General features: G+C 59.6%; 23 protein-coding genes and 4 tRNA genes. 18 read left to right on the top strand and 9 right to left on the bottom strand.

Translation table 11 applies throughout. The annotated features are described in order from the left end of the window. Window positions 1–190: 190 nt before the first annotated feature. Together R6U20_RS10935 and R6U20_RS10930 are read right to left on the bottom strand one after the other, a co-directional pair. Window positions 191–481: a hypothetical protein gene (locus R6U20_RS10935; protein ID WP_410337891.1), complete on the bottom strand. Its 291-nt coding sequence runs from the start codon at window positions 479–481 to the stop codon at window positions 191–193. 125 nt (window positions 482–606) lie between these two features. After that, window positions 607–1,293 (bottom strand): OmpA family protein, encoded by a 687-nt coding sequence (locus tag R6U20_RS10930; RefSeq protein ID WP_410337890.1) that lies wholly within the window; start codon window positions 1,291–1,293, stop codon window positions 607–609. Between the two features lie 460 nt (window positions 1,294–1,753). Between R6U20_RS10930 and R6U20_RS10925 the strand changes: the two genes are divergently transcribed. From R6U20_RS10925 to R6U20_RS10915, 3 genes are all read left to right on the top strand, one after another. After that, a complete protein-coding gene (locus R6U20_RS10925) occupies window positions 1,754–2,761 on the top strand; it encodes a sugar phosphate nucleotidyltransferase (RefSeq protein WP_410337889.1) in 1,008 nt (335 codons plus the stop codon). 188 nt (window positions 2,762–2,949) lie between these two features. Then, the gene (locus R6U20_RS10920; RefSeq protein WP_410337888.1) at window positions 2,950–5,412 is read left to right on the top strand and encodes an endonuclease MutS2; all 2,463 of its coding nucleotides are present in this window, start codon (window positions 2,950–2,952) and stop codon (window positions 5,410–5,412) included. Between the two features lie 321 nt (window positions 5,413–5,733). Then, a complete protein-coding gene (locus tag R6U20_RS10915; protein ID WP_410337887.1) occupies window positions 5,734–6,519 on the top strand; it encodes a response regulator transcription factor in 786 nt (261 codons plus the stop codon). A 190-nt stretch (window positions 6,520–6,709) separates the two neighbouring features. Here R6U20_RS10915 and R6U20_RS10910 read toward each other — a convergent pair whose 3' ends face one another. Then, a complete protein-coding gene (locus tag R6U20_RS10910) occupies window positions 6,710–7,429 on the bottom strand; it encodes a response regulator transcription factor (protein WP_410337886.1) in 720 nt (239 codons plus the stop codon). A 304-nt stretch (window positions 7,430–7,733) separates the two neighbouring features. Between R6U20_RS10910 and R6U20_RS10905 the strand changes: the two genes are divergently transcribed. Both R6U20_RS10905 and R6U20_RS10900 read left to right on the top strand, forming a co-directional pair. Continuing rightward, window positions 7,734–8,810 (top strand): M42 family metallopeptidase, encoded by a 1,077-nt coding sequence (locus R6U20_RS10905; RefSeq protein WP_410337885.1) that lies wholly within the window; start codon window positions 7,734–7,736, stop codon window positions 8,808–8,810. Between the two features lie 136 nt (window positions 8,811–8,946). Further along, a complete protein-coding gene (locus tag R6U20_RS10900; RefSeq protein WP_410337884.1) occupies window positions 8,947–9,642 on the top strand; it encodes a TIGR04283 family arsenosugar biosynthesis glycosyltransferase in 696 nt (231 codons plus the stop codon). A gap of 343 nt (window positions 9,643–9,985) precedes the next feature. On the opposite strand, the gene R6U20_RS10895 is transcribed toward R6U20_RS10900, so the two are convergent. Further along, window positions 9,986–10,264 carry a DUF4290 domain-containing protein gene (locus R6U20_RS10895; protein ID WP_410337883.1) on the bottom strand — a complete coding sequence of 93 codons (279 nt, stop codon included), beginning with the start codon at window positions 10,262–10,264 and terminating at the stop codon, window positions 9,986–9,988. A 443-nt stretch (window positions 10,265–10,707) separates the two neighbouring features. On the opposite strand from R6U20_RS10895, the gene R6U20_RS10890 reads away from it, so the two are divergent. Further along, window positions 10,708–10,992, top strand: coding sequence for a hypothetical protein (locus R6U20_RS10890; RefSeq protein ID WP_410337882.1), 285 nt, complete (start codon window positions 10,708–10,710; stop codon window positions 10,990–10,992). A gap of 206 nt (window positions 10,993–11,198) precedes the next feature. Here R6U20_RS10890 and R6U20_RS10885 read toward each other — a convergent pair whose 3' ends face one another. The 5 genes from R6U20_RS10885 to R6U20_RS10865 form a co-directional block, all read right to left on the bottom strand. After that, window positions 11,199–11,849 (bottom strand): hypothetical protein, encoded by a 651-nt coding sequence (locus R6U20_RS10885; RefSeq protein WP_410337881.1) that lies wholly within the window; start codon window positions 11,847–11,849, stop codon window positions 11,199–11,201. Between the two features lie 180 nt (window positions 11,850–12,029). Next, window positions 12,030–12,374 carry a DUF1499 domain-containing protein gene (locus R6U20_RS10880; protein ID WP_410337880.1) on the bottom strand — a complete coding sequence of 115 codons (345 nt, stop codon included), beginning with the start codon at window positions 12,372–12,374 and terminating at the stop codon, window positions 12,030–12,032. Window positions 12,375–12,424: 50 nt separating this feature from the next. After that, complete coding sequence (locus R6U20_RS10875; protein ID WP_410337879.1) at window positions 12,425–12,844, bottom strand: cytochrome c maturation protein CcmE; 420 nt, start codon at window positions 12,842–12,844, stop codon at window positions 12,425–12,427. Window positions 12,845–12,892: 48 nt separating this feature from the next. Continuing rightward, a complete protein-coding gene (locus R6U20_RS10870) occupies window positions 12,893–13,159 on the bottom strand; it encodes a CcmD family protein (protein ID WP_410337878.1) in 267 nt (88 codons plus the stop codon). A 78-nt stretch (window positions 13,160–13,237) separates the two neighbouring features. Beyond that, a complete protein-coding gene (locus R6U20_RS10865; protein ID WP_410337877.1) occupies window positions 13,238–13,966 on the bottom strand; it encodes a cytochrome c biogenesis protein in 729 nt (242 codons plus the stop codon). Window positions 13,967–14,182: 216 nt separating this feature from the next. Between R6U20_RS10865 and R6U20_RS10860 the strand changes: the two genes are divergently transcribed. From R6U20_RS10860 to R6U20_RS10805, 12 genes are all read left to right on the top strand, one after another. Continuing rightward, window positions 14,183–14,452 (top strand): hypothetical protein, encoded by a 270-nt coding sequence (locus tag R6U20_RS10860; protein WP_410337876.1) that lies wholly within the window; start codon window positions 14,183–14,185, stop codon window positions 14,450–14,452. 132 nt (window positions 14,453–14,584) lie between these two features. Then, a complete protein-coding gene (locus R6U20_RS10855; RefSeq protein ID WP_410337875.1) occupies window positions 14,585–16,204 on the top strand; it encodes a peptide chain release factor 3 in 1,620 nt (539 codons plus the stop codon). A gap of 1,147 nt (window positions 16,205–17,351) precedes the next feature. Continuing rightward, window positions 17,352–18,716, top strand: a complete 1,365-nt coding sequence (locus tag R6U20_RS10850) for a M28 family metallopeptidase (protein WP_410337874.1) — start codon at window positions 17,352–17,354, stop codon at window positions 18,714–18,716. Window positions 18,717–18,786: 70 nt separating this feature from the next. Next, entirely contained in the window at window positions 18,787–20,514 is a 1,728-nt protein-coding gene (locus R6U20_RS10845) for an amidase (protein WP_410337873.1), read from the top strand. Between the two features lie 114 nt (window positions 20,515–20,628). Then, window positions 20,629–21,612 carry a cobalamin-binding protein gene (locus R6U20_RS10840; protein ID WP_410337872.1) on the top strand — a complete coding sequence of 328 codons (984 nt, stop codon included), beginning with the start codon at window positions 20,629–20,631 and terminating at the stop codon, window positions 21,610–21,612. 97 nt (window positions 21,613–21,709) lie between these two features. Continuing rightward, complete coding sequence (queA, locus tag R6U20_RS10835; protein WP_410337871.1) at window positions 21,710–22,756, top strand: tRNA preQ1(34) S-adenosylmethionine ribosyltransferase-isomerase QueA; 1,047 nt, start codon at window positions 21,710–21,712, stop codon at window positions 22,754–22,756. 138 nt (window positions 22,757–22,894) lie between these two features. After that, a complete protein-coding gene (locus tag R6U20_RS10830; RefSeq protein ID WP_410337870.1) occupies window positions 22,895–23,542 on the top strand; it encodes a DedA family protein in 648 nt (215 codons plus the stop codon). Window positions 23,543–23,662: 120 nt separating this feature from the next. Beyond that, window positions 23,663–23,735: transfer RNA gene (locus tag R6U20_RS10825), tRNA-Thr, on the top strand. A gap of 275 nt (window positions 23,736–24,010) precedes the next feature. Then, a tRNA-Tyr gene (locus R6U20_RS10820) sits at window positions 24,011–24,092 on the top strand. A gap of 113 nt (window positions 24,093–24,205) precedes the next feature. Then, window positions 24,206–24,278 (top strand) — tRNA-Gly (locus R6U20_RS10815). Window positions 24,279–24,388: 110 nt separating this feature from the next. Further along, window positions 24,389–24,460 (top strand) — tRNA-Thr (locus R6U20_RS10810). A 164-nt stretch (window positions 24,461–24,624) separates the two neighbouring features. After that, window positions 24,625–24,812, top strand: a 188-nt coding sequence (locus R6U20_RS10805; protein WP_410337691.1) for a GTP-binding protein, incomplete at its 3' end; no start/stop codon positions are given.

The following is a 24,812-nucleotide window of genomic DNA, read 5'->3' as shown; positions in this document are numbered from 1 at the left end:
ACCTGTTTATACTTCAAAAGTAGAAGTTATTAATAAAGATGATGAAAATACCGAAAGTCTTTTTTCCCCATGCCGTAAAAGAAGTAAGCATCTTCCGGGTCAAATTCGGCTCCTTTTTCGAAGTGCGTAAGCGCCTCTTCCTAGTTTTCGTTTTCAAGGGCATCGTTGCCCCAGTTCTTGGCCATGCGTGTTAGGTTATCACTAATCTGGCTAGGGCGCGCTCTTGCTCTTCCTGCTCAGCCAGTTCGATAGCTTCGCTGAGGTTGTTGTATGCCACCTCATGATCTCCTTGCTCGCCTGCCTGCATACCCTGACGATAGGTTTGCTCCAATCGTTGCAGCGCCTCATTTCCGCCTTCGCCCCCTTCGCTCTGAGCCAGAGACGGAAGAGCAGCCAGCGTGGCGGTAACGATGAGCACGAGAAAGGCCGAAGCAACGCTGCGCAGCGCGCTACGGGTCGAGGAGGGTACTAATGTAGCCATGGGTAGAAACTTTCGTGAAAGAAATACGACGGCGCGTTCCGCCTGATTCGACCGAACGTTCATAGGGCGTTGCCTCTTATGATGTTTCATGGAAGCTCTTAATAACGAAAAACGTGAGAACGACATTATTGCTGTTCGCGCTGTACCTGCTCGCGATACTCTTCGCTGGCGTAGATTGCAACCTCAACCCGGCGGTTCTGCTGGCGCCCTTCATCCGTTTCGTTGGATGCGACGGGTTCTTCTTCGCCACGCCCCATCGCTGTGACACGACTGGGCTGCACGCCCTGATCGGCCAGATATCGGTATGCTGCATTCGAACGCTGCTCCGACAGTTCCTGGTTGTAGGATTCCGACCCTCGCGAATCGGTATGCCCCACCACCATGATCTCGGTGTCGTCAAAGTCACGCACGCTCTCGGCCAGTTCATCCAGGTTGCGGCGGGCAGCAGGGCGCAACTCTGAGGAGTCGAAGTCAAACAGAATGCCGGAGTCAAACGTCACTTTGATGCCTTCCCCTACGCGCTCCACTTCTGCATCTTCCAACTCTTCATCCAGCTCTTCAGCCTGGCGATCCATGCGTTGTCCAATAATAGCACCGGCAGTGCCTCCAATCACGGCCCCCAGGATGGCGCCTTCAGCGGTGCCTCCTGCTGCACGGCCAACCGCTGCCCCGGCTGCCCCACCAGCGCCGCTTCCGATGATCGCGCCCTTCTCTGTATTGCTGAGCGACTCGCATCCAGCCCACATCAAGGGCCCGACGAGCAGAAGAAGAGCAACAACAGCTATCGATGTCGTTCGGGTTGGGAGACGCATACACTTAAAAGGGGTGGATCAGCAAAAGTAGCGAATCAGGTACGCACTGCGTTGGGCCTGTCTTCCCTATTCACAACACGCTCCTCATGCGTAGTACCCTACAACCCATGTGCCAAGCCGTTCATACCATCGATATAGACTGCAACCAAGCGTTGCAGACGCCGTATCGTCCATTCCATGTCGGATCTAACGTACACAATAGTGTACAACCTGGGCTAAGCGCCTACCATGATGACCACGGTGGCCGTGTATCCATGCTGGCAGATTCCGCAGGTTTGATCGGATTTTATCGGTTGCTCTGCCTCGCTTCGGGCTATCATTAGGAAAAGCCAATAGGACAGATGAAGCTCCCTGCTACCGTATCAGGGGTCTGTATCGTTTTTCTGGTATACAGCGGGCGCGTTGGTTCGTCCGCATTTGATCCTCTTCGTTTTCTGTAGACTGTTCTCTCGTTACTGCTATGAAGCTTATCATTCCAATGGCCGGACGCGGCACGCGCGTGCGTCCGCACTCTCACGTAACACCTAAGCCGCTGCTTTCGGTACGTGGCACCTCTATCGTCGAGCGCATCGTGGATACATTCTCTGAAGCCATTGAGGCCAACATCGACACGGGGGTGTTTGTACTCGGGCCCGACTTCGGGCAGGAAATCCGCGACGACCTCACGGACATCTGTGAGCGCAACGATATGGAGGCCAAGTTTGCCATACAAAACGAAGCGCTGGGCACGGCCCATGCGGTGGGCTCGGCTGCCGAATACCTCACCGGAAGCGGCATCGTGGTGTTTGCCGATACGCTCTTCGGCATGAGCGATACCGTTTCACTCGAAGGGGCCGACGTAACTATGTGGGTCCGCGAGGTCGACGATCCCAGCCGCTTTGGCGTGGCCGTGCGCGAGGGCGAACAGGTCGTGCGCCTCGTCGAGAAGCCCGACGAGCCCATCTCCAACGAAGCCATCATCGGCATCTACCACGTGGATGATCTGGCGTGGCTGCATCAGGAAATTGAGTACCTGATCGAGCATAACATCCGCGGCAAAGGCGACGAGTACCAGCTCACCGACGCCTTCGACCGGATGCTGCAAGACGGCGCGGTGTTCAAAACCGCCTCGGTCGATGCGTGGATGGACTGCGGCACCATCCCGTCGCTCCTCAACACCACGCGGCGCATGCTCGAACGCGAGCCCGACGACAACCGCCAGGGCACCGTCACCAACAGCATCATCCACGAGCCGGTGTACATTGGGCCAGATGCGGAAGTCAAAAACGCCGTTGTGGGGCCGAACGTCTCCATCGAGCAGGGTGCAACCGTCGACGGTAGCGTGGTGCGCGACAGCATCGTGTTTGCTGAGGGCGCAGTGTCCAACGCCGTCCTCAAAGACACGCTTGTCGGCCAGCATGCTACGGTGGATCCGGGGGCTACGGTGCTCAACGTAGGCGATCACAGCTACGTAGGCCCGCGCTCATAGCACTGTTCGATACGTTTCGTGATGCCGGATCGCCATACCATGCGCATCATGAACCTGTAAATTAGCCGTCGAACCGGGCGCGGCATGGAGCCTGCCCCGCCTCCTCTCGTTGAGCACACGCGGTCGATGCCAGGATGTCCTGCGCATCGACCGCTGCTCGTTTGTGCCATGCTGACACGCTGTATAGGATGCATACGTATCCCGACTCCATCGAAGACAAACTCGGCTTCACCCTGGTGCGCCGCCGCCTGGGCCAGCTTGTAAAAGGCCCGTTGGGCGAAGAACGCCTTGAGGGGATGCGTCCGGCGCGCTCGCGCGAGTGGCTCGACTCAGAGCTACAGCGCGTGCACGAAGCCCAAGAGGCGCTGCGCTACGATCGGGGCATCCCGCTCCAGCACGTGCACGACGTGCGCGGCACGCTGCGCAAAGCCCGCCCCGAAGACGCCTACGTCTCGGCAGAGGCGCTGCACGCAGTGCGCCAGATTCTGGTGACGGGCCAGCGCCTGTCGCGCTACTTTGCGGATCGCAGGCAAGACTACCCGTCGCTACAGCGCAGTACGCGGCGCATCGACCCGCTCACCGACCTGGAGGCGCACCTCGGCGCGATCATCGACGACGATGGCTCGATCCGCGACGACGCCTCCGACGCACTGCTTCGCATCCGCCGCCAGATTCGGGAGCGGCAGAGCGCACTACGCACCACGCTGAACCGTGAACTGCGCAAGGCTATTGGCAAAGGCTACGCGACCGAGGATCAGCCCACACTGCGCGCCGGGCGCATGGTGATCCCCATCCGGGCCGAGGCCAAGCGCAAGGTGGATGGCTTCATCCACGACACCTCGGCTACGGGGCAGACGGTGTATATCGAACCGGCAGCCTGCCTGCAGCTCAACAACGAGGTGAGCGAGCTCAAAGCCGATGAGCGGAATGAGATTGAGCGCATTCTACGCGCCGCAACATCGCGCGTGCGGCAGCATATCGCATCCATTGAAACCAATTTGCAGGTGCTCGGGCAGTTCGACCTGCTGCAAGCAAAAGCCCGCATGGCGAACGAGATTGAGGCGCACGTGCCCAACCTGAACGATGAGGGCCACGTGAAGCTCGAAGAGGCCCGCAACGCCGCGCTGGTACTGCACCGACTACACGGCGACTCGCCCGAATCGGATGAGCCGGTCGTGCCGCTTTCTTTGGAACTGGGGCGCGACTTTACGACACTTGTGATTACTGGTCCCAATGCAGGCGGCAAGACGGTTGCCATGAAAACCGTGGGCCTCTGCTCGCTCATGACTACGTACGGACTGCCCATCCCCGCCGCGCCGCACAGCACGGTGCCGCTCTGGTCGAAAATCATCGTCGATATTGGCGATGAGCAATCGATCGAGGACGACCTCTCCACCTTCAGTTCGCACGTGGCCAATCTGCGCCACATGATGCGGCAGGCCACCCCGAACACGCTGGTGCTGATCGATGAAGCCGGAACCGGCACCGATCCTGAGGCGGGCGGCGCGCTCGCGCAGGCGCTCTTAGAGCGGCTCACGAAAACGGGCGTACGCACCATGGCGACCACCCACCACGGCGCGCTGAAGGCGTATGCCTACGAGGCCGACGATGTCGAGAACGGGTCGATGGTGTTCGACCAAGAGACGCTCGCGCCCACGTATCAGTATCAGCAGGGCGTGCCGGGGTCGTCGTATGCGTTTGAGATTGCCGAGCGCATGGGGCTGGATACGGGACTACTCGACCGCGCCCGTTCGCTGGCGGGCGAGCAGATGTCGGCGCTGGAGGACCTGGTGAAGACGTTCGAGACGCGCACGCAGAAGCTGGAGAAGCAGGTGCGCGCAGCCGAAGAAGCCAAGCGCCGGGCTCAGTCGGAGCGCGAGCGGATGCAGCAGAAGCGTACCTCTATCGAGAAAGAGCGCGAGGAGTATCGTCAGCAGGCGCTGGAGGAGGCGGAGCGCATCGTGAACGAGGCGAACGCACGCGTAGAGCGCACCATCCGCGAGATCAAGGAGGCCGAGGCCGAGCGCCAGGCCACGAAAGAAGCACGCGAGCGGCTGGAGGCGTACAAGAAAGAGGTGCACGAGCGCAACGAAGAGGAGCAGGAAGCAAGCGCCGACGAATCCAACGACACGGCCCCCTCCCGTCGACAATCTGGTACCGACGAGGTCCCAGCGTCTTCTGATGGTGCGCCGCCGCAAGAGCCCATCCAGGAAGGCGACCAGGTGGTCGTCGACGACGGTTCGACCAAGGTGGAGGTGCTTGAGCTTGAGGACAATGAGGCGCTCGTTGGCTCTGGGCCCATGCACATGCGTGTGCCATTGCATCGGCTTACGCGGGTGGGCGGGGCGCGCTCGGCATCCGAACAAACCAGCAGCTACAGCAGCGCCCCCATGACCGCGCTGGAGGCGTCGCACCGTATCGATCTGCGCGGGGAACGCGTAGAAGAAGCTCTTCTGGAAGTGCAGCACTTCGTTGATGATGCGGTGGCAGCGGGACTCAACCAGGTCGAGATCCTGCATGGCAAGGGCACTGGTGCATTGCGCGAGGCGATTCACGATCAGCTACGCGAACGCTCGGATGTGACACACTTCGATATTGCACCCATCGAAGAAGGGGGATCAGGCGTTACCCACGTTACGTTGGCGCAGTAGGATACACTTCTCTCTCTCACAGCGAGGACTTATACCAACTCCGCATGCGTCGTTGGGGTATGAAGAGTTGGACGGGTGGAGGAGTGGAGGAGTACACCGCCCAACATGGCCACGCAGCGCAGCCGGTGCAATATCGTTTCATTCGCATTACAAATGATGGGCACCCAGGTCCGATGCTGTTGTTAGACTATAATACGTATTTCCAGTGACATCGTCGGACACACGTACCGGCCATATTCTGACAGATCGATTCTGACAGAGCGGTTGGAGGCCGTCTGTCTTTTCGCATTCGCTGGTTTGTTTCTATTTGTTCTTGCTACTATGCAAAATGCCCAGTCCCCTCGCATCCTTGTTGTTGAAGACAACGAAGAGCTAAGCACAAGCCTCACGCTCTACCTGGAGTCGCAAGACTACGACGTAACCATGACGACCGATGGCGAGTCGGGTCGCGAAGAGGCAACGTCGCTGCCGGGGTACGACCTCATCATTTTGGATGCGAAGCTTCCCGACCGAGACGGCTTTGCAGTGCTGCGCCAGGCGCGCGCCGAAGGTGTGCAGACGCCCGTGCTCATGCTTACTGGACTGGGTGGCCACGAGCATAAGATGCAGGGCTTCCAGTCGGGGGCCGACGACTACCTCACGAAACCCTTTGCCACCGAAGAGCTGATGGCGCGCATTGAGGTGCTGCTGCGCCGCGAAGCGCAAGCTACCGAAGAAAGTGGTGTGTTCGAGGTGGGGGGCCTAACGGTTGACCTGAACACACAAGCCGTAACGCGCAATGGCAATCCAGTAAAGCTGACCGACCTGGAGTACGCATTGCTCGAATATCTCATCCGCCGTCGGGGGCGCACCGCAACGCGCGAGCAGATCTTGCGGGATGTCTGGAATCTGCCCGCCGAAGTCGAAACCCGCACCATCGACCGCCACGTAAATGCCCTGCGCGATGTAATGGATGGCGATGAGGAGTCGCAGTGGGCTATCCGCAGTGTGTACGGCATTGGCTACAAGTTGGTCGGGGCCACGCGCATTGCAGACGACGCCTCTGACGAGGAGGCAGCCTCCGACGAAGCAGCCTCCGACGAGGACGCGGAAGCTGCTAACGTGTAGCGCAGTCTAACGGCGGCACACTCTCTTACGAAATTTGAGGAGGGCTGATCACGCAGAACGCCCCCTGCTTTAGCTGGGGACGTCTCAAACATCCCAAAGCATCCACAAAACACTGCCCGCTACGGCCTGTGCAGGCTGTAAGCGGGCGGCATGCGTTTAGCAGGATCGGGGCCTCTGCATGTCTTTCTATTTATCCGACGTTTGAGTCGTCGAAGCGATAGCCAATGCCGTAAACGGTCTCGATATAGGTTGGCGACGACGGATCGGGCTCGATCTTCTTGCGCACCGAGGCCATGTGCCGGTCGATTGTGCGGGTGATGATACTCTCATCGATGCCCCACACGTCGCGTAGCAACTGCTTACGTGTTACCGTACGCCCCTTGTGCTGGATGAGATAGCGCAGGATGTCGAACTCCAATGCGGTGAAGTTAATTTCCTCTTCGCCCCGAAATGCTTCGTGTGTGGTAAAGTTAACCTCCACCTCACCAATCTCGTACACATCCATGGGTGCTTCTGAGGGCGGCATAGTGCGCTGCATCACCGCTTTGACGCGGGCTGCGAGTTCCTCTACGTTAAACGGCTTGGTAACGTAATCATCGGCCCCGAGGCCAAAGCCCTTGAGCTTCGACTCTTGCTCTCCACGAGCTGTAATCATAATGACAGGCGCACTGAAGCCGATCTGCTGCGACTCTTCGAGCACTTGAAAGCCGTCCTTTTTGGGAAGCATCACATCGAGCAAGACGACATCGCAATCGTCCATCGATTTCATCTGCTCCAGCGCTTCCTCGCCGTCGGAGGCCGTTTCGACCTCAAACTCTTGCATATCAAAGTAGTCGCGGAGGCCCATCAGAATGTCGTCATCATCCTCTACGATGAGCATGTGGTAGGTCTGTTCAGTGGTTTTGGCCATAACAAAAAAGGATTAGCGAGACAGGCAGGTGTGAAGTCAAACCGACGCCGGGCGTCAGGAGGCTGTTCAGGGCGGGCCACGCCGCGTGGCACGGATACGTATGAATGTAAAACGCCAATGCAACGTTGCAATATATGAACGCCCCGCCCGGATCCAAGCCTGTGCCGCCACTCTCACCAATTCATTACAGCGCGTTACGACCTTGTTGCGCCTTGGATAATTGAAGGCGCGCATCATATGCTTTTGTGCTGCGTGGTACACGCTCCACCGTTCATAACTCTCTTACTTGCAACCGTTTCGACTTATGACAACCTCGGCGCACGACTTTCTCTTTGAACTGTTGGAAACCCCCAGCCCTACCGGCTTTGAAACCGCCGGGCAGCGCGTGTGGACCCAATACGTGGATGGCTTTGCCGATGATGTCGATTCAGACTCGTACGGCACCGCCTGGGCTGTGGTACACGGCGCCCATGACGATGCTCCCCGCCTCATGCTCGATGCGCATGTCGATGAAATTGGATACATGGTGCGTCACATCACCGACGAGGGCATAATCTACGTCAACCGCATTGGCGGCTCCGACCGTGCCATTGCCCGGGGGCAGCGCGTGCGCCTGTTGGGCGACGACGGCGAGGTCCTGGGCGTGGTGGGCAACACCGCCATCCACCTGCGCGACCGCAACGACGAGTCGATCCCCAAAGTACACGAACTCTTTGTGGACATCGGGGCCGACAGTGCCGAGGACGTGGCCGAGCGCGGCATCCGCGTAGGTCACCCCATGGTCATGGATATGTCGCCTGCGCATCTTACCGAATCGCGCATCACAGCGCGCGCCATCGACAACCGGCTCGGAGGGTTCATCATGGCGGAAGTGCTGCGCCGCCTGGCTGCACAAGACGACCCGGCAGCATGGACGTGCATCGCCACCAACTCGGTGCAAGAGGAGATCGGCGGGCATGGCGCCAAGATGATTACCCACCGCCTACAGCCCAATGCCGCCATTGCGTTCGACGTAACGCACGCAACCGACTCGCCGGGCATCAGTGCGACGCAACATGGGCAGATCAAGCTTGGCAAGGGGCCCACGGTAACGCACGGCACCTCGAATCATCCGCAGGTGGTGCAAGGCCTCATGCAGGCGGCTGAGGCGCACGACATCGCGCTGCAGCACGAACCCTCCAGCCGCCGCACCGGCACCGACACCGACAGCATCTTTCGCGTACGCGCCGGCGTACCCAGCGCACTCGTGTCTGTGCCACTACGCTATATGCACTCGACCGTCGAGGTGGTGGATACTGAAGACATCGAGCAGTGCATCGAATGGCTTGTCGCCTTTGTAAACAACCTGGAAGCCGACGCCGCTTTTGATAGCGGACTATAACCCTGTAACGCTCTGGCATGTGTATAGCACACGTTACTTGTGCTTGCCGAGTTGCTTAGGAGGATGGGCTTAGCAGATTATACCTGCTTGGCAACTCGGCAAGACCATCTGTTTCCTTTGGTATGACTGCGCTATCATGCCCAAACCGCGCGTTTCTGTCATCATTCCCACGCTGAATGAGGCCGAATGCATTACCCGCACGCTGCGCCGTGTGCATGCACTGCCGGGCTCGATAGAGTGCATCGTGGCCGATGGTCAGTCCGAAGACAACACACGCGACCATGCCGCTCCCTATGCCACCGTCTGCACGAGTCCGCGCGGGCGAGGGCGACAGATGAACGCCGGAGCTGCACGAGCCACAGCTTCCATCCTACTGTTTTTACACGCGGATACGACAGTTCCTCCTGCTACCTGGAATACGATGCACCGCGCGCTGCGGAACGCCTCGGTGCAAGCCGGCACGTTTCGCCTGGCCTTTGACCGCCCTACGCCGCTACTCCGTTTTTACGCATGGTGCACTCGCCTCAACTGGTGGGGCTTTGCCTTTGGCGATCGCGGACTGTTCATTCGGCGCGAGCATTTTGAGACCGTGGGCGGGTTCGCCCCACTTCCCATCTTCGAAGATCTCGACATGGCCCGACGGCTATACACACAGGGCGGATTTCAATTTTTGGATGCACCGGTTGTTACATCGGCCCGACGGTTTCGGGCCGTGGGCACGCTCCGCCAGCAAGTGCATAATGCTCGACTCTGGCTCCACTACATGACAGGTACGTCTCCGTGGACACTTGCCAATACATACCGCTATGACGATGCCGTACGCACCGCATAGCACCAGCAAACACCGCGTGGCGATCAGGACAATGCATCAAAGACATCGATATCCGGAAAAGCGGTCGGATCATCCACGATGTCGATTATGAGGCCCAGACATTCGTGCAGACCTGCATAAGACGCGATACACGCCGTACGCATGCGCTCTCCCAGGTCACCAATCTGTGCACGTACCTCGTGGTAGGTTGTATTGGGAATGTCCGTGTAGGCAGCCGTGCAAGGGAACTTGTGGGAGGCGTTGGCTAGGGGAGCCACAGGAGGCGTATCTACACGGACCTGTCTGTCCAGCGACTTACAAGTGCGGACTTCCGGCTCCAGCGTATTGCTGCCCCAGCCCGAGCCTACCGGTAGTAACCGCGCTCCTCGTCGCGCACACGCACAACTTCTTTCACCTCGTCGCTATCCAGCGTTCCCTCGCTCATACGGTCGAGTAGCGTAGCGATTTGGCTGCCTTTGTTAGGCGCTTGGCGCCATTCGGGATGGGCTTGTTCTACAAGGCTTACTAAAATACGAAGGTACGGATAGCGCTCTTCGGGCGATTCGAGTTCAGCTACAGCCTTCGAGAACAGTTCAGCATTGCGGCCAACCTGACGGTCAACCATCTTTTCGGTATAACGCATAGGAAGCGAAGTTCAAGACGTGTTTATGGAACGTACAACGGCGCCAATAAGGCACCGCCTGCAAAAAGGGTGGGTAGATGAGCCGTTACGCCCATCCGGTGCAGGGTGTTGCAACAGGAGGGCCAACGGCGCGAGCCCTGCATCCATGTTAGGAGCCATGTAATACCAAACCCGGTTGCCGCATTGCGATATCGCTTCTCTACAGCGCACCGAGGTTCGTTCGTCAGTCGGCTTTCGGTCTCGTGTGGGGGGTGGACGGACGAAAGGATGGACAGTGTACTCCTCCACCCGTCCACACGTCCATCCTTCCATACACCAACGCCGCATGCGAAGTTGGCATAAGGAGCTTGCCGCACCTGTATAGCCTTATCACCCGTTGATGAATCTCCCGCATGATGCTGCCGTACAGGCATTCCGTTGATGATCAACCCGCCACAGGTGCTATGAGTACGCAGTCTGGGGAGCACACAAGCTCGTATCGGCTGGAACTGCTACCGACCGTTCCCGCCTTTCATCGCCGCGCTCTACGCGATAAGCAATTCCGCAAGGGGCAGTTGGTCTATTACGGTCCACATCCAGAATTTTACGGCATTGGGGAAGTAAAACGTGTCAATGGACCCAACGTCGCTGTTGACTTTCGAGGCACCGGCGCTTTTGATGTCCATGAAGAGATCATGGATCAGCGGTATCTGATCCGTATCCCCAAAGAAAAGATGGACAAGCTGTAGTGTTGTGTCACACGTCAATGGTTGGGTTAAACCAGATGGATACGCGTGCTGTGCCGTCCCGAAACGTTCCTGCTAAACACCAAGGAGATGGTTCGACTGCGCTCACCATGACAGGCTTCGTGGGGGCTGATGCCAGGGCAACCATCAAAATGAGGATTGACAAAGTCGTAGTGTGCTGGCACATGGCGAAGCGGCGCATTGCTGCGCTACGCAGCCTCAATCACAACCGGGTTGGTGGTGAAGGTGTAGCTCTCCAGTTCGCCGTCGTCTTGGCGATACTCCACGGTGAACTGCGCTTCGGCGGTGGTGCGGGGCGTTTCGGTGAGCACGAGCGCAATCTCGCGGGCAAACTCCGCAGGGCCGTCAAGGAAGGTTTCCAGCGGTACTACGCGTGCGGGACTGTCAACTTTGCGCACGGCGATGTCGAAGAGCGGGGCCAGGTTGTCGTCTGTCGTATAGCCGTCGAAGAGCGGTGCGCTGCTGTAGATGCGAAGGTCGGATACGGTGCCGACTGCAGCGAGAGGCGGAGGCGAACAGGCATGCGCGGTGGGAATGAGGGACCACGATGCTGAGGTTGAGGAGCGCGTCGATGCATTCGGGCCGAGGGGGGCGCGGCGTTCGTGCAGGGCTTGCATGTAGATGGCGAAGTGGCCGTCGGTGAGGGTGTCCTCTTCGATAGGAGACAGCCGGGGCCACGCATCAGACAGATCTTGGGTGGCGGCGAGGGCCTGCGAATCGAAGTCGACAACGGGTGACGTTGGCGTTTCGAACGGGCCGCACTCGGGGCCGGTTAGGCCACAGGCGGGCAGGAGGGCAAGACCAGTCGCAAGGAGACAGGCCGTCAGGAGGGAGCGCATGGCGATTGGGCGTCGGCGCCTGGGTATCTCTGTTTAATATGATGTGGACCTACACGCAAGGTGCACAATTTGGGGAAGAGATGCCAGCTGAAAACGCTGGGAACGATGCGCAGTGTGGCATGGGCCCTCGTATTCCCCCAAACCAAAACCCAATCGAGTTCTATGGTTGGGGCCAATGCGCTAAAAGTGATGGGCCAGGGCGCGAAAAAAGCGGCGTACGCGGCGCTTGTTTACGCCAAGATCGCTGTACCCAACGCGGCTGGCGCTGCGGATGTGAAGCACACTGCCGCCCCCTTCGCCCGGACGCACGGCGATGTGGACATCGTCTTTGAAGATAAATGCCACGCGGTAGACGGCCTGGGCGCTGCGGTCGTCGGGATTGGTGGTGCACGACACCGGATTCAAGTCAGCCAGGGCCGCTTGTGCGGCTTGGTACAGCCGGTCGGGCGAAGCCTCAAAGGCGCGCTGGGTGCGCTCGCAGTTGGGTGTATCCGGACACGGGGGGACGGGCGATGGCTCGGGCACAGTATTGGGGATAGCTTGAGAGGAGGCAGCGGCCCGGGTAGGGGCGTAGGCTACGGCATCTGCGAGGAAGAGGCGTTCTCGGCAGCAGAGTCCTCCCCCAGGCCGCGCTCGTCGTTGTACTTGGACGGGCACTTTACCAGGATGTGGTCGGCCACGAACCCGTCGTCGCCCGCATAGCCTTCTACGACCAGCTGCTCGGCCTCTTCGAAGTTGGAAGGCTTGGGGTCGTTGTAGTACACGGTGCGGACGTTGCCCGCTTCATCGCGCATCTTGAAGGTAAACTGGTTGCGTTCGCTGTCGTAGCTCGTTGGGGCGTCTTCGACCCAGTTGCCTACGACGTGGGCTTTGGCCCCATTGGCCTCGGCCTCAGCAAACCCCATGTAGCCTCCCACCTGGCTGCCAAAGTTAAAGAACAGCAGGGTGCCAAAGCCCAGCATGAGTGCAAAGCCAATAATTTTTTTCGGACGCATGGGAAAGGGTGGGTGTCAAAGAGAGTTAAGCAAGAGGAAAAGCCACCATTAGGCGTCACCTTCTGAAAGCGAATCATCGAGGCGACGTTCCAGCGCATCGATCTTTTGGTCGGTACGGTAGATGTACGCCATGATGCCGATCCACACAATGATGAGCACCGCCACAACCACATAGATTTTACCGTCGGCGGTAAAAACACGTTCGAGCGCATCAGGCTGTGCCGCAGGCGGATTGGTTTCCGTCCACACCGAGTCGTACGCGGTCGAGTCCGCGGCTGTGGAATCCGTCTGAGGCTCGAAGGCGTGAATGGTCATGCACAGAACAAGCAGTTCAAAAGAATCAGCAGGGGCGCACCAGCATGTTGGGTGTCGGATGCTGGGGGCAGGGCACGGTCACCGTATCGACGAAAGCAGTCCCGAGGCGCGTTCGCGCCATGCGATGACAGCCAGCCGGACGCGCTGCGTGTACAGAATCCAAAAGAGCCCTAAGAACGCCAGCACCGACGGGTAGAAGATCCACCGCATAGAAGGTGCCAGGTCTGTTTGCGAGAGCGCCGGACTGCCCTCAGCGCCGGGGTGCAGGCTGGTCATCTGCCGGGGCAAAATGTACAGCAGAAACGGCACTGTGGCAAACGCAAACAGGTTGTACACCGCGGCCAGTCGCCCACGCATTGCCTCCGATTCAATGCTGTCACGCAGCACAAAATAGGCGGCATAGATGAGCATGAGCACGGCAGCCATGCTCTGCTTCGGATCCCAGTTCCACCACTTGCCCGTGCCCTCGTACCAGGTAAAGCGCGCCCACACCATACCGGTAATGAGCCCGAGTACGCCAAACGCGATGGCCAGGCGGGCGGCCTCGCGGGCTCGAATGTCGCGCACCACGTTACCCGTACGCAAATACTGCGCCGAGTGATAAGCCGAGACGAGTGTGGCGCCCATGAGCGTAAACCACATGGGCACATGAAAATAGAGACTCCGCGCCGATTCCTCGATGATGCTCAGGCGCGGAATATCACGCAGGAACCCGGTCACAATCACGGCACTGATGGTGATAAACACCACGACCTGCACCACACGGTACATCGGTGGGCGGCCAATAAGGGTAGGAGACGTAGCCATAAGAACCCATCAGCTTAATAAATTGTCGTGCGCTGTGATACGCCACCATGACGCGTGTATTCCCCACGTACCAGTGAATTCAGGACAAAGGGGGCGCACCATGCAGGTCGCAACGGTCCAGGTGCGTGGGCTGCGGGCCATGCTGCGTGTACGGGGCAATGAGTCCTACCAAACCCGGTTGCAGCGTTGCGGGATCGCATCTCGGCAGCGCACGGGATGTACTTCGTCAGCCAGCCTTCGTCCTCAACGGAGCATGCGGAGCTGGTAGCAGGGGGAAGCGACAGTCCATCGTATCCTCCGGCACCCGTCGCAGACCACAAAGCGCCCACCGTCGTCGTGCCAGATACCACCCAGCAGTGGAGCGATGACGCCGGGGTGCCCATCTATCGCAGCGCCAACGTGCAGTTTTCGTACCTCTTCTACCCCGAAGCCCACGGCAACCGCAACGGCGTGGTGGTGCAGGGGCAGGTCAACAGGGAGAACTAACTGGCTGTGAGTCGAGAGTGCATAGCCAGGTCGGAAAAACTTTTTGCTCACGCGGTGCGTTGTCTATGACTGCGCTTTCTGCGTGCAGACAGCGCCCTGTTGCCGTATCCTGTGCACAATCAGCTTGTTACTGTGGATTCTGAAGCTGCGCGCCGCGAACATCGCGAAGAGGTCGATCGTCGGCGCACCTTTGCTATCATCAGTCACCCCGATGCCGGAAAGACGACGCTCACCGAAAAGCTGCTGCTAAAAGGCGGCGCAATTCACGAGGCGGGCGAGATCAAGGCGCGGAAGGCCACTCGCCATGCCCGCAGTGACTGGATGTCGATGGAGCAAGAGCGTGGCATCTCGGTCACGTCGTCGGTCATGCAGTTTAAGCATCGCGGTTTTGCGCTGAACCTGCTCGACACGCCGGGGCACCGCGACTTCTCGGAAGACACCTACCGCGTGCTCACCGCCGTCGACAGCGTGATCATGGTGCTCGACGTGGCCAGCGGCGTCGAGGAGCAGACCCGCAAGCTGATGGAGGTCTGCCGCCTGCGCGACATCCCCATCATCACGTTCGTGAACAAGCTTGACCGCTTCGGACTGCCGCCGCTGGAGATCCTGTCCGACATTGAGGACACCCTGGCGCTGGAGACCGTGCCGCTGTCGTGGCCCATCGGCATGGGCGATCGCTTCCGCGGCACGTACAATCTATACGAGGACGAGCTGCACCTCTTCTCCCACGCCGATATGCAGGGCGAGCACGAACGCCTGGCCATCGACAGCCTCGACGACGAGCGCCTCGACGACATCCTGGGCGAGCAGGCCGACGAACTGCGCTTCGACATCGAACTCGTTCGCGAAGCCGGCGACAGCCTGAACCTGGAGCGCTACCGCGATGGCATCCAGACGCCGGTGTTCTTTGGCAGTGCTCTCAGCAACTTTGGCGTGGGCGACATGCTCGACACGTTTGTAGACATTGCCCCGCCGCCACAGCCGCGTCCCACAACCACACGCACCGTAGACCCCAACGAAGAAGAGTTTTCGGGCGTCGTGTTCAAGATTCAAGCGAACATGGACCCGCGCCACCACGACCGCATGGCGTTTGTGCGCGTGTGCTCGGGGCAGTTTGAGCGCGGCATGACGGTGACACATGCCCAGAGTGGCGATACCATGCGCCTCAACAATGCCACCGCGTTCATGGCGCAAGATCGCGAAGGCGTAGAGCGCGCCTGGCCGGGCGATATCATCGGCATCATGAACCACGGCACGCTCAAGATTGGCGACTCGCTCTGCGAGGGCGACCCGGTCGAGTTTACGGGGGTGCCGAGTTTTGCGCCGGAGCACTTCCGCAAGGTGCACCTCGAAGATCCGTTCCGCGCGAAACACCTGGGCAAGGGCCTTACGCAGCTCAGCGAAGAAGGCGCGATTCAGGTGTTTCGTCCACTACGCGGCAACGACTACATCTTAGGCGCGGTGGGCGAGCTGCAGTTCGACGTGGTGCTGGCCCGGCTCGAAGACGAGTACAACGTGGATGCGCGGCTCTCGGGCGTTAACTACGCCTGCTGCCGGTGGATTGAAGGCGATCCGGCCATTGTTGAAGCGTACGAATCTGACGAGATCAGCAACCTGTTTCGGGATGCGAGTGGCGCGCTGGCCTATTTGGGCATCAGCACGTGGCGTCTGGAGCGCATGATGGAAGACTGGCCCGAGCTGAACTTCAAGAAGACGAAAGAGCACGTCACGACCGAACTGGCCACGTCGTGATGGCTACCGCCTGCCGAGCCGGGGTCTCCTATTCTAACTCAAGTTGTCTCCTACAGGGTTGTCATTTTGAGCGCCGACCACAGGTCGGTATCTGTTTAGTCCCCTCGTCGCATGGCACCACAGGCATGACCTACGGCCCCTCCGCCGTGCGACGCAGGCTCTTCAGGGGCACAACCGGCATGACCCTTCGGGCCCCTCTGCCCCGTTAAATTGGTCTACATACCGCCCGGGACGTTCTTCCCAGAACGGTTGGAATACCATTCCCGGGTTACAAGTCGCTAAACACGTACACAGGTCGGGGGGAAGGATCTCAACGCCTACCTCGCACAGGTGGCACGCTCCCCGCATCTCCGGCTCCTCCCTAATGTCTCGGGCTAAGGGAACCCTCGAATCGGGTGCCTATGGCCTGTCCTGCACGGTTGGCACGAGCCTCCCCATACCAGGCGCCCCTTTGCAGGCGTCCCTTTGTAGGCATCCCTTTGTAGGCGTCCCTTTGTAGGCGTGGCGGCATTGCTTCCCAACAGGTCATCCTGAGATGCTTCACTGCGTTCAGCATGACTACAGAGAAGGGAGCGCCTCACAATGCCGAGCTGTTGTTCGCGCCCTCAAGTCATCCTGACGCCCCCGGCAGAAGGATCACGCCTCGTCGCCTGGCACAACCAGCATGACCTACGGCCCTCGCTCCGCTCCTCAGAATAACAGGATGTGGAGCGTTGGCGTTATACCCGGCAACTTGAGTTATTCACACGGAAGGTCTCCTCTATCTGAACACCGACCTCACAACCTGCCAGTACCCCGGCCGAGCCCGTGCCGGGTGGGTACGCCCCCCGAAGTCATCCCAGACGGAGCAGAGATCCGGTATCCAGAAAAAGACGCCCACCTCACGTGAAAGCTCATACCCCCTGTCACTTGAGTTCGGTACTGGGTTTCAAGGCTATCCCCAAAACATGCACGTTGAACTCTCGCATCTGGTATAACACCACCCAGACTGGACATCCAGAACGCGGGTTGTAGAAGCAACGGTAGTGCAATACGGTGTTGCAATGATGTAGCGACTGCGGGTGGATCTTGACGTGCAGGTTTCCTACATTTGATGTTCCCACACCTTCCATTACCGATGGTCTCCCCCACCTTCCATTCTGTCTTTATGCGTTTAGTTCTCTCCAGTCTGCTTTTTATGTGCTGCCTCGGTACGTCGATTGTCGCAGCACAGTCCAGCGAAACCACTCCGCCCGAGCCGCAACTCAAGCCCTTGGTCGATCAGGTAGATGCTGATCGCATCCGCAACGATGTGCAGGCGCTGGTCGATTTTGGCACGCGCCACACGCTTTCCGACACGACCTCTGACACCCGCGGCATTGGCGCCGCCCGCCGGTGGGTGCACGACACCTTCGAATCCATCTCTGAAGACTGCGGCGGCTGCCTCGAAGTCTTCTACCAGAAAGAGACCATCGAAGCGGGGGTGAGCGAGCGTATCCCCGAAGACACCGAAGTCTATAACGTAATGGCCATCCAGCGCGGCACGCTGTATCCCGACCGCTATGTGCTCATGGGCGGGCACCTTGACTCGCGCGCCAGCGACATAATGGATGCGGAAATCGATGCGCCGGGCGCGAACGACGCTGTTTCGGGGGTGGCCGGATCGATTGAGGCGGCACGTGTCTTATCGCAGCATGAGTTTGCCAGTAGCGTTGTGTACGTGGGCTTTACAGGCGAAGAGCAAGGCCTCTTTGGCGCGCAGATTGCCGCCGAAAAAGCAGTCGAAAACGACTGGGAGCTCTTCGGCGTGCTCAACAATGACATGATCGGCAATGTGGAGGGTATCAACGGAGCCACCGACAACACCACCTTCCGCATCTTCTCGCAGGTGCGCCCGTCCGACTTGCACGAGGATACGTGGAATGAGCGCTTCTTTGGCGGGGAAAACGACGGGCCCTCGCGGCAGTTGGCTCGCTACGTAGCGCGCATGGCCGACACGTATGTGGATAACCTCGACCCCGAACTGATCTACCGGCTCGACCGCTTTGGGCGCGGCGGCGACCATCGCGCCTTTAACGACGAAGGCTTTCCCTCGGTGCGAGTGATGGAGTATTTCGAAAACTATAACCGCCAGCACCAGGATGTGCGCACGGAAGACGGCATCGAGTACGGCGACACAATTGACGGCATCGACTTTACTTACGCCGCCAAGATTACGGGGGTGAACGTGGCCTCGCTCGCCAGCCTGGCCAGCGCGCCGCCCGCGCCTTCCGAAGTCGCCATCGGCGGGGCCGTGCAGCCCTCCACTACGCTGTCGTGGACGCCCCACGAAGACGCCGAAAACGTGGAGGGCTACGTGGTCTACTGGCGTCCCACCAGCGCTGCGCGGTGGACGAACCGCCGCTACGTGGGTGATGTGACCGAGCATACGCTCGAAAACATCATGATCGACAACCACTTCTTCGGCGTTGCGGCCATCGGGCCGGATGGACACGAAAGCCCCGTGGTCTTTCCCCAGCGTATGATGCGATAAGTGCGAAATGGGGTAGCGCGGAAGACGCACACACCATGCCCGACCCTTTGAATCCACCCTCAAACTGTCTATGGATCGCCGTCAATTTTTGGAATCGTGCTCCGCGGTGGGACTCACCGGTCTGATGCCGGGCGTGCTCTACACCCAAGTGGCTGATCGCCGCGACACCGCCGTTGCAAATGGAGTCGCAGACATCACCACCAGCGACATCGAAGCCGCCGAGCAGCTCATCGGCCTCTCGTTCAACGACGAAGAGCGCAAGATGCTCGTCGAGGCGCTGAACGAACAACTCGAGCAGTATCAGGCCATGCGCGAGCACGACCTGCCCAACGGCGCGCACCCTGCTGAAGTGTTTACGCCGCAGCTTAGCGGAGCCGAGGTACCCAGTGGCACTGCCGAGCCCAGCTGGCAGTGGCCCAGCGCCTCCGTGCCCGAAAGCGACGAGGACCTGGCGTTTGCTTCCGTCGCCCAACTGTCGGTGTGGCTGCGCGAGCGCGAGGTGACTGCGCAACAGCTTACCGAGCTTTTTCTGAACCGCCTGCGTCGCCTCGACGACACGCTGAACTGCGTCATCACGTACACTGAAGAGCGCGCCATGGAGGCTGCCGCCCAGGCCGATGCCGAACTCGACGCGGGCGACTGGCGCGGTCCGCTGCACGGCGTGCCGTACGGCGCAAAAGATCTCTTTGCGGTAGAGGGCTATCCCACCACCTGGGGCGCTACGCCGTACCAGGAGCAGACCATCGACGACACGGCGGCGGTGGTCGAGCGGCTGGGTGAGGCCGGGGCTGTGCTCATCGCCAAGCTCTCGCTCGGTGCATTGGCCTGGGGCGATGTGTGGTTCGACGGACAAACAAACTCACCATGGAATCCGAACCAGGGCAGCAGCGGCTCCTCAGCCGGCTCAGCAGCAGCCGTAGCAGCGGGAGCCGTGCCGTTTGCGCTGGGCACCGAAACGCTGGGCTCCATCGTGTCGCCCTCCACGCGCAATGGCGTAACGGGGCACCGCCCATCGTTCGGCACCGTCAGCCGTCACGGCGCCATGGTCCTCTCGTGGTCGATGGACAAAGCCGGACCCATGGCGCGTTCGGCGTACGACTGCGCGCTCGTCTACGACGTGCTGCGTGGCGCCGACCCGCGCGATCCGGGCATGGTCGATGCCCCGTTCCCATTCGACGCCGAACAGCCCCTTTCCGATCTGCGCATCGGCGTGTACGAAGAGGCATTCGACGGCGACTATCAGAATGCCGAGGCCGACCAGGCCGTGCTCGATGCGCTGCGTGAGCAAGGAGCCGAGCTGCATTCCATGTCGCTGCCTACCGATTACCCGCTGGGTGCGCTTCTGAATACGCTAAACGTCGAATCGGCCAGCAACTTCGACGAACTCACGCGTAGCGGCAACGACGACACCATGGTGCGCCAGACCACCGATGCCTGGCCGCATGTCTTCCGTTCAGCGCGTTTTGTGCCCGCGGTTGAGCATCTCCAATCGTCCCGCCTCCGGCGCCAGCTCATGGTAGATACCCATGAGGCACTTGCCGAGGTCGATGTCTTTATCAGTCCGTCGTTTCAAGGCGGCACGCTGCAAATCACCAACCTGACAGGCCACCCCTGCGTGTGCCTGCCGAACGCGTTCCACCCGGTCGAAGACGACGATGGCAACGAGCATCCCGAGCACCGCAGTCCAGGTAGCATCACCGTGCTGGGCCGCCTCTACCACGACGCCGACACGCTGCGCGTGGCACACGCCATTCAGGAAGCCACCGACTGGCACACCCAGCGTCCGCCCGTGCGGTAGCGGCACAGAGAATTGCACAGCAGCCTCCACAGGTTTTTAGGGGGATGCAAGGCAACGCGCGCCGCTCCAGCGCATATCACAGCCCCTAATGGGTTCTGATTGATTGCGTGTATTATGCGTATTGCGTCGTTGCTTCCAGCCGCCACCGAATGGGTTGTCGCATTTGGCGGGACAGATGCCCTGGTGGGCCGCTCGCACGAGTGCGATTACCCGCCCGAGGTGCAATCGCTGCCCGTGCTCACTGCGGCCACGTATCCGCAAGAAGACGACGCCCGCGCCATCCACAATGCGGTACAGGAGCGCGTGCAGGCGGGGCTCAGCCTCTACGACGTAAACCTGGAGCGCCTGGCTACGCTGGAGCCCGACCTCGTGCTGACACAGGCGCAGTGCGAGGTGTGCGCCGTCTCGCTCTCCGAGATAGAGTCCGATCTGCGCCAGCACGTACCGGATGTGGAACTCTTCTCGATGCAGCCCGCCACCCTGAAAGATGTGCTCGATACGGCCTTGCGGTTGGGGCGTACACTGAGTCGAGCCGAGGCCGCCATGCAATACATTGCCGAGCACGAGCAGGGCCTGCGTACGCTACACGAAGCCATTGGGGTGGAGCGCCGCACCGAGCCCGAAACGCTTCCCAGTGTCGTCTGCATCGAGTGGACAGATCCGCTCATGGTAGCGGGGCACTGGACGCCCGACGTGGTGCGCCACGGGGGCGGACACGCGCTGCTTACCGAGCCGGGCGCTCCGTCGCGCCGCATTGCGTGGGACGAACTGGCCGCTGCCGATCCCGATGTGCTTTTCGTAATGCCGTGTGGCTTTACGCTTGTTGACACCGCCCGCAACTGGGAGGCACTCACATCGCATCCTGCCTGGCCCACCTTGCGCGCCGTACAAGCAGACCGTGTATTTGTGTTCGATGGCAACGCGTACTTTAATCGTCCGGGCCCGCGCCTCTACCGGGCTATTGAACTGGTAGCACAGGCCCTTTATCCAGATGCGGAGGCCGGACCTGATGCTGCGCTGTGGGAGCGGCAGCAGGGGCGTCCTGTTTCCGCTTCAGCACATGCGGATGTAGAGCCCCCGGGATCAATGGCAAATTAAATGCTGTTTGAGGCTGCGGTTTTCTTGTCGCACCGGGCACACAATGGCCCGTACCTCCATCTTCTTTATCTTGTTTAGCGTCACCCCCCCCTTGTCTATGAAACGATCGGAGTTTAGCTACGACTATCCGAAAGAGCTCATTGCCGAATATCCTGCTGAACCGCGCGACTCGTGCCGCCTCATGGTGGTAAACCGTGAGGACCAGACGGTTGAGCACACGGCCTTCAACCAACTCCCCGATTACTTCAAGGAGGGCGACGTGATTGTCGTCAACAATACCAAAGTGTACCCCGCGCGGCTGTTTGGCAAGAAGAAAAAGACCGGGGCCAGCATCGAGGTGTTCTTGCTTCGGGAACTGAATCCTGAGAGCCGCCTGTGGGACGTGATGGTAGATCCCGCGCGTAAGATTCGCATCGGGAACAAGCTCTACTTCGATCGCGAGCTCTCGGCGGAGGTGATCGACAACACGACCTCGCGCGGACGTACGCTGCGGCTGCACTTTACGGGGACAAACGAGGAGCTCTACGCCAAAATCCGCGAGCTTGGGCAAACGCCGCTACCCCCGTACATCGACCGCGAGGTTGAGGAAGAAGACCGCGACCGGTATCAGACCATCTTCGCCGAGCACCGAGGCGCCGTGGCGGCTCCAACCGCAGGCCTGCACTTTACGCCCGAACTGATTCAGGCGCTCAAAGACAAAGGGGTGCACGTGGCCGAGGTCACGCTGCATGTGGGGCGGGGCACGTTCCGTCCGGTTGGGGTCGAAGACCTCACCAAGCACCGTATGGATTCGGAGGAGTACACTATCCCAGAGGAAACCGCCGAAGCTGTAAACCGCGCGCTGCGTAGCGAAGACAACACCGTAACCGCCATCGGCACCACGGTGGTGCGCACGATGGAGTCAAGCCTCTCGGCCAATCAGATGCTGAAGGCCGATTCGAGCTGGACGGATCTGTTCATCTACCCGCCGTACGACTTCCAAATCACCGATCAGCTGGTCACCAACTTCCATCGTCCCGAAAGCACGCTGCTCATGATGGTGTCGGCGTTTGCGGGCTACGACTTTATGATGGAGGTGTACCAGGAAGCGTTCGATGAAGAGTACCGGCTGTTCTCCTTTGGGGATGCCATGCTCATCCGGTAAGCCCTCATCCAGTACGCCCCGTGGGGAGATGCCTGCACAGGTAAATAGCCCAAGGACAAATCCCGTACAGGCTCCCTTAACGCAGCCAGACGGTGGATGCGCGGGGCGTTGCTGTATTACTACACACCCCATGCTGCCATGCCCGAATGGGTTTTCGAACTTGATGCCTGGGTCAACTGGATGCTGGCGCTTCCGCCGCTATGGGGGTACGTCATCGTGCTCACGATTGCCTACGGCGAAAATGTGATGCCGCCGATCCCCGGCGACATGATTGTTGTGTTGGGCGGCTATCTGGCAGGGCGGGGGCACCTGCACTTTGGCGCCGTTGTGGTGCTTGCAACCATTGGCGGGGCGCTCGGCTTCATGACCATGTATGCGCTGGGGCGCGTGTTCGGCGCCCGCATACTGGAGCCAGGGCGCTACCGGTGGATTCCGCACTCGGGAGTGGAGCGAGCGCAGCGTTGGCTACATCGATACGGATACGGCGTGGTAGCAGCGAATCGGTTTCTATCGGGCGCGCGGTCCGTTATTTCGCTGGCGGTTGGTGCAGCCGGCATGTCGGCCTGGAAGACGTTGTTCTTTGCTACGCTCAGCGCACTGGTGTGGACGAGTCTCATTTCGTATGCCGGATACGCCTTGGGAGACAACTGGCCTGTGGTTGCATCCTACTTAGATACCTATGGTCGCATTGTTGGAAGCATATTGCTCCTCCTACTGATTGTGTGGATTGGGCGATGGTATTGGAGGCGGCAACGCCCTGCGTCCGATACTAAATCGCCATCATGAGGCCCCCTACGGAGGTCCTGATGAAACCGTTGGCAGGCAGTAGGCGAATCTTTCATCTACAGCACACTGTCTTGTCGGAAACAGGGGGCGGCCCCTTGCATATTCAAGCACCACATGCATGCTGACGTAGCTCAACTGGTAGAGCAGCTCATTTGTAATGAGCAGGTTGGGGGTTCGAGTCCCTTCGTCAGCTCTGCGCAGCGGATCAGTCTTCATGGGGAGCACACGCAGGAACCTTGCGAAACTGCATGTCTTTCCATAGTCTGGCATCCGCTCGGAAGTAAGTAAGTGACGAAGGTTGGAGTTCATGCTAATCTTCACGAGGGTGTGAGCAACACCCCGTTCCATTGCACTTATAACCGGTTCTGAAATGCAGCGCGCCAGATGTGCTAATGAGTTCTGGTACACGAAGGCTCAACAAGTAGCACGCAGGCGCCCTTCAAACTGTGTTTCCGATACTATAGAAAAGGGCAGGTAGCGAAGCGGTCAAACGCAGCAGACTGTAAATCTGCCGGCTATGCCTTCGTAGGTTCGAATCCTACCCTGCCCACCTTTTGGATTGCGGATTTTAGATTGCGGATTTTAGATTTTGGATAGTGTGCTTTTGGCAGCAATCCAAAATCGCAAGTCCAAAATCGCAAATCCCAAGTCCAAGATCGACTGGCGGGAGTAGCTCAATTGGTAGAGCATCAGCCTTCCAAGCTGAGGGTCGCGGGTTCGAGTCCCGTCTCCCGCTCATTGCATGCACGCAATGGCTGTGCGGATGCGTTCTGCATCCGGTTGTACGCAAACGATGCAGTTGGAACGAGCACAGCAACGGACGCAGCCCTGCGACAGCGTCCACCGGCCGCCTTAGCTCAGAGGTAGAGCACTTCCATGGTAAGGAAGGGGTCCTCGGTTCAAATCCGAGAGGCGGCTCACCACGCGTCGGCACCGCCCACGCGCTTGATGGTACACCTGCTTGTCAAGCTTTTGAGCACGCGCTCGGAGACGTTAAGCAGCGTGTACATGCCCTTTTAGGCAAGACCCTTTAGGCATAGATCCCTACATCACCCTCAATCTAAGGAAATTACACGACGGTTATGGCGAAGGAGGCATTTGAGCGGAAGAAGCCGCACGTAAACATTGGGACGATCGGGCACGTCGATCACGGGAAGACGACGCTGACGGCAGCGATCACGAAGGTGCTGGCCGAGCAGGTGGGCGGCGCAGCCGAGCGGACGTTCGACTCGATCGACAACGCGCCGGAAGAGCGCGAGCGCGGGATTAC

The sequence above is a fragment of the Longimonas sp. genome, from assembly GCF_046498435.1.
Lineage (GTDB): Bacteria > Bacteroidota > Rhodothermia > Rhodothermales > Salinibacteraceae > Longimonas.
Note: the sequence above shows the minus strand (reverse complement) of the source record. Positions and strands in the feature narration are given on the sequence as shown.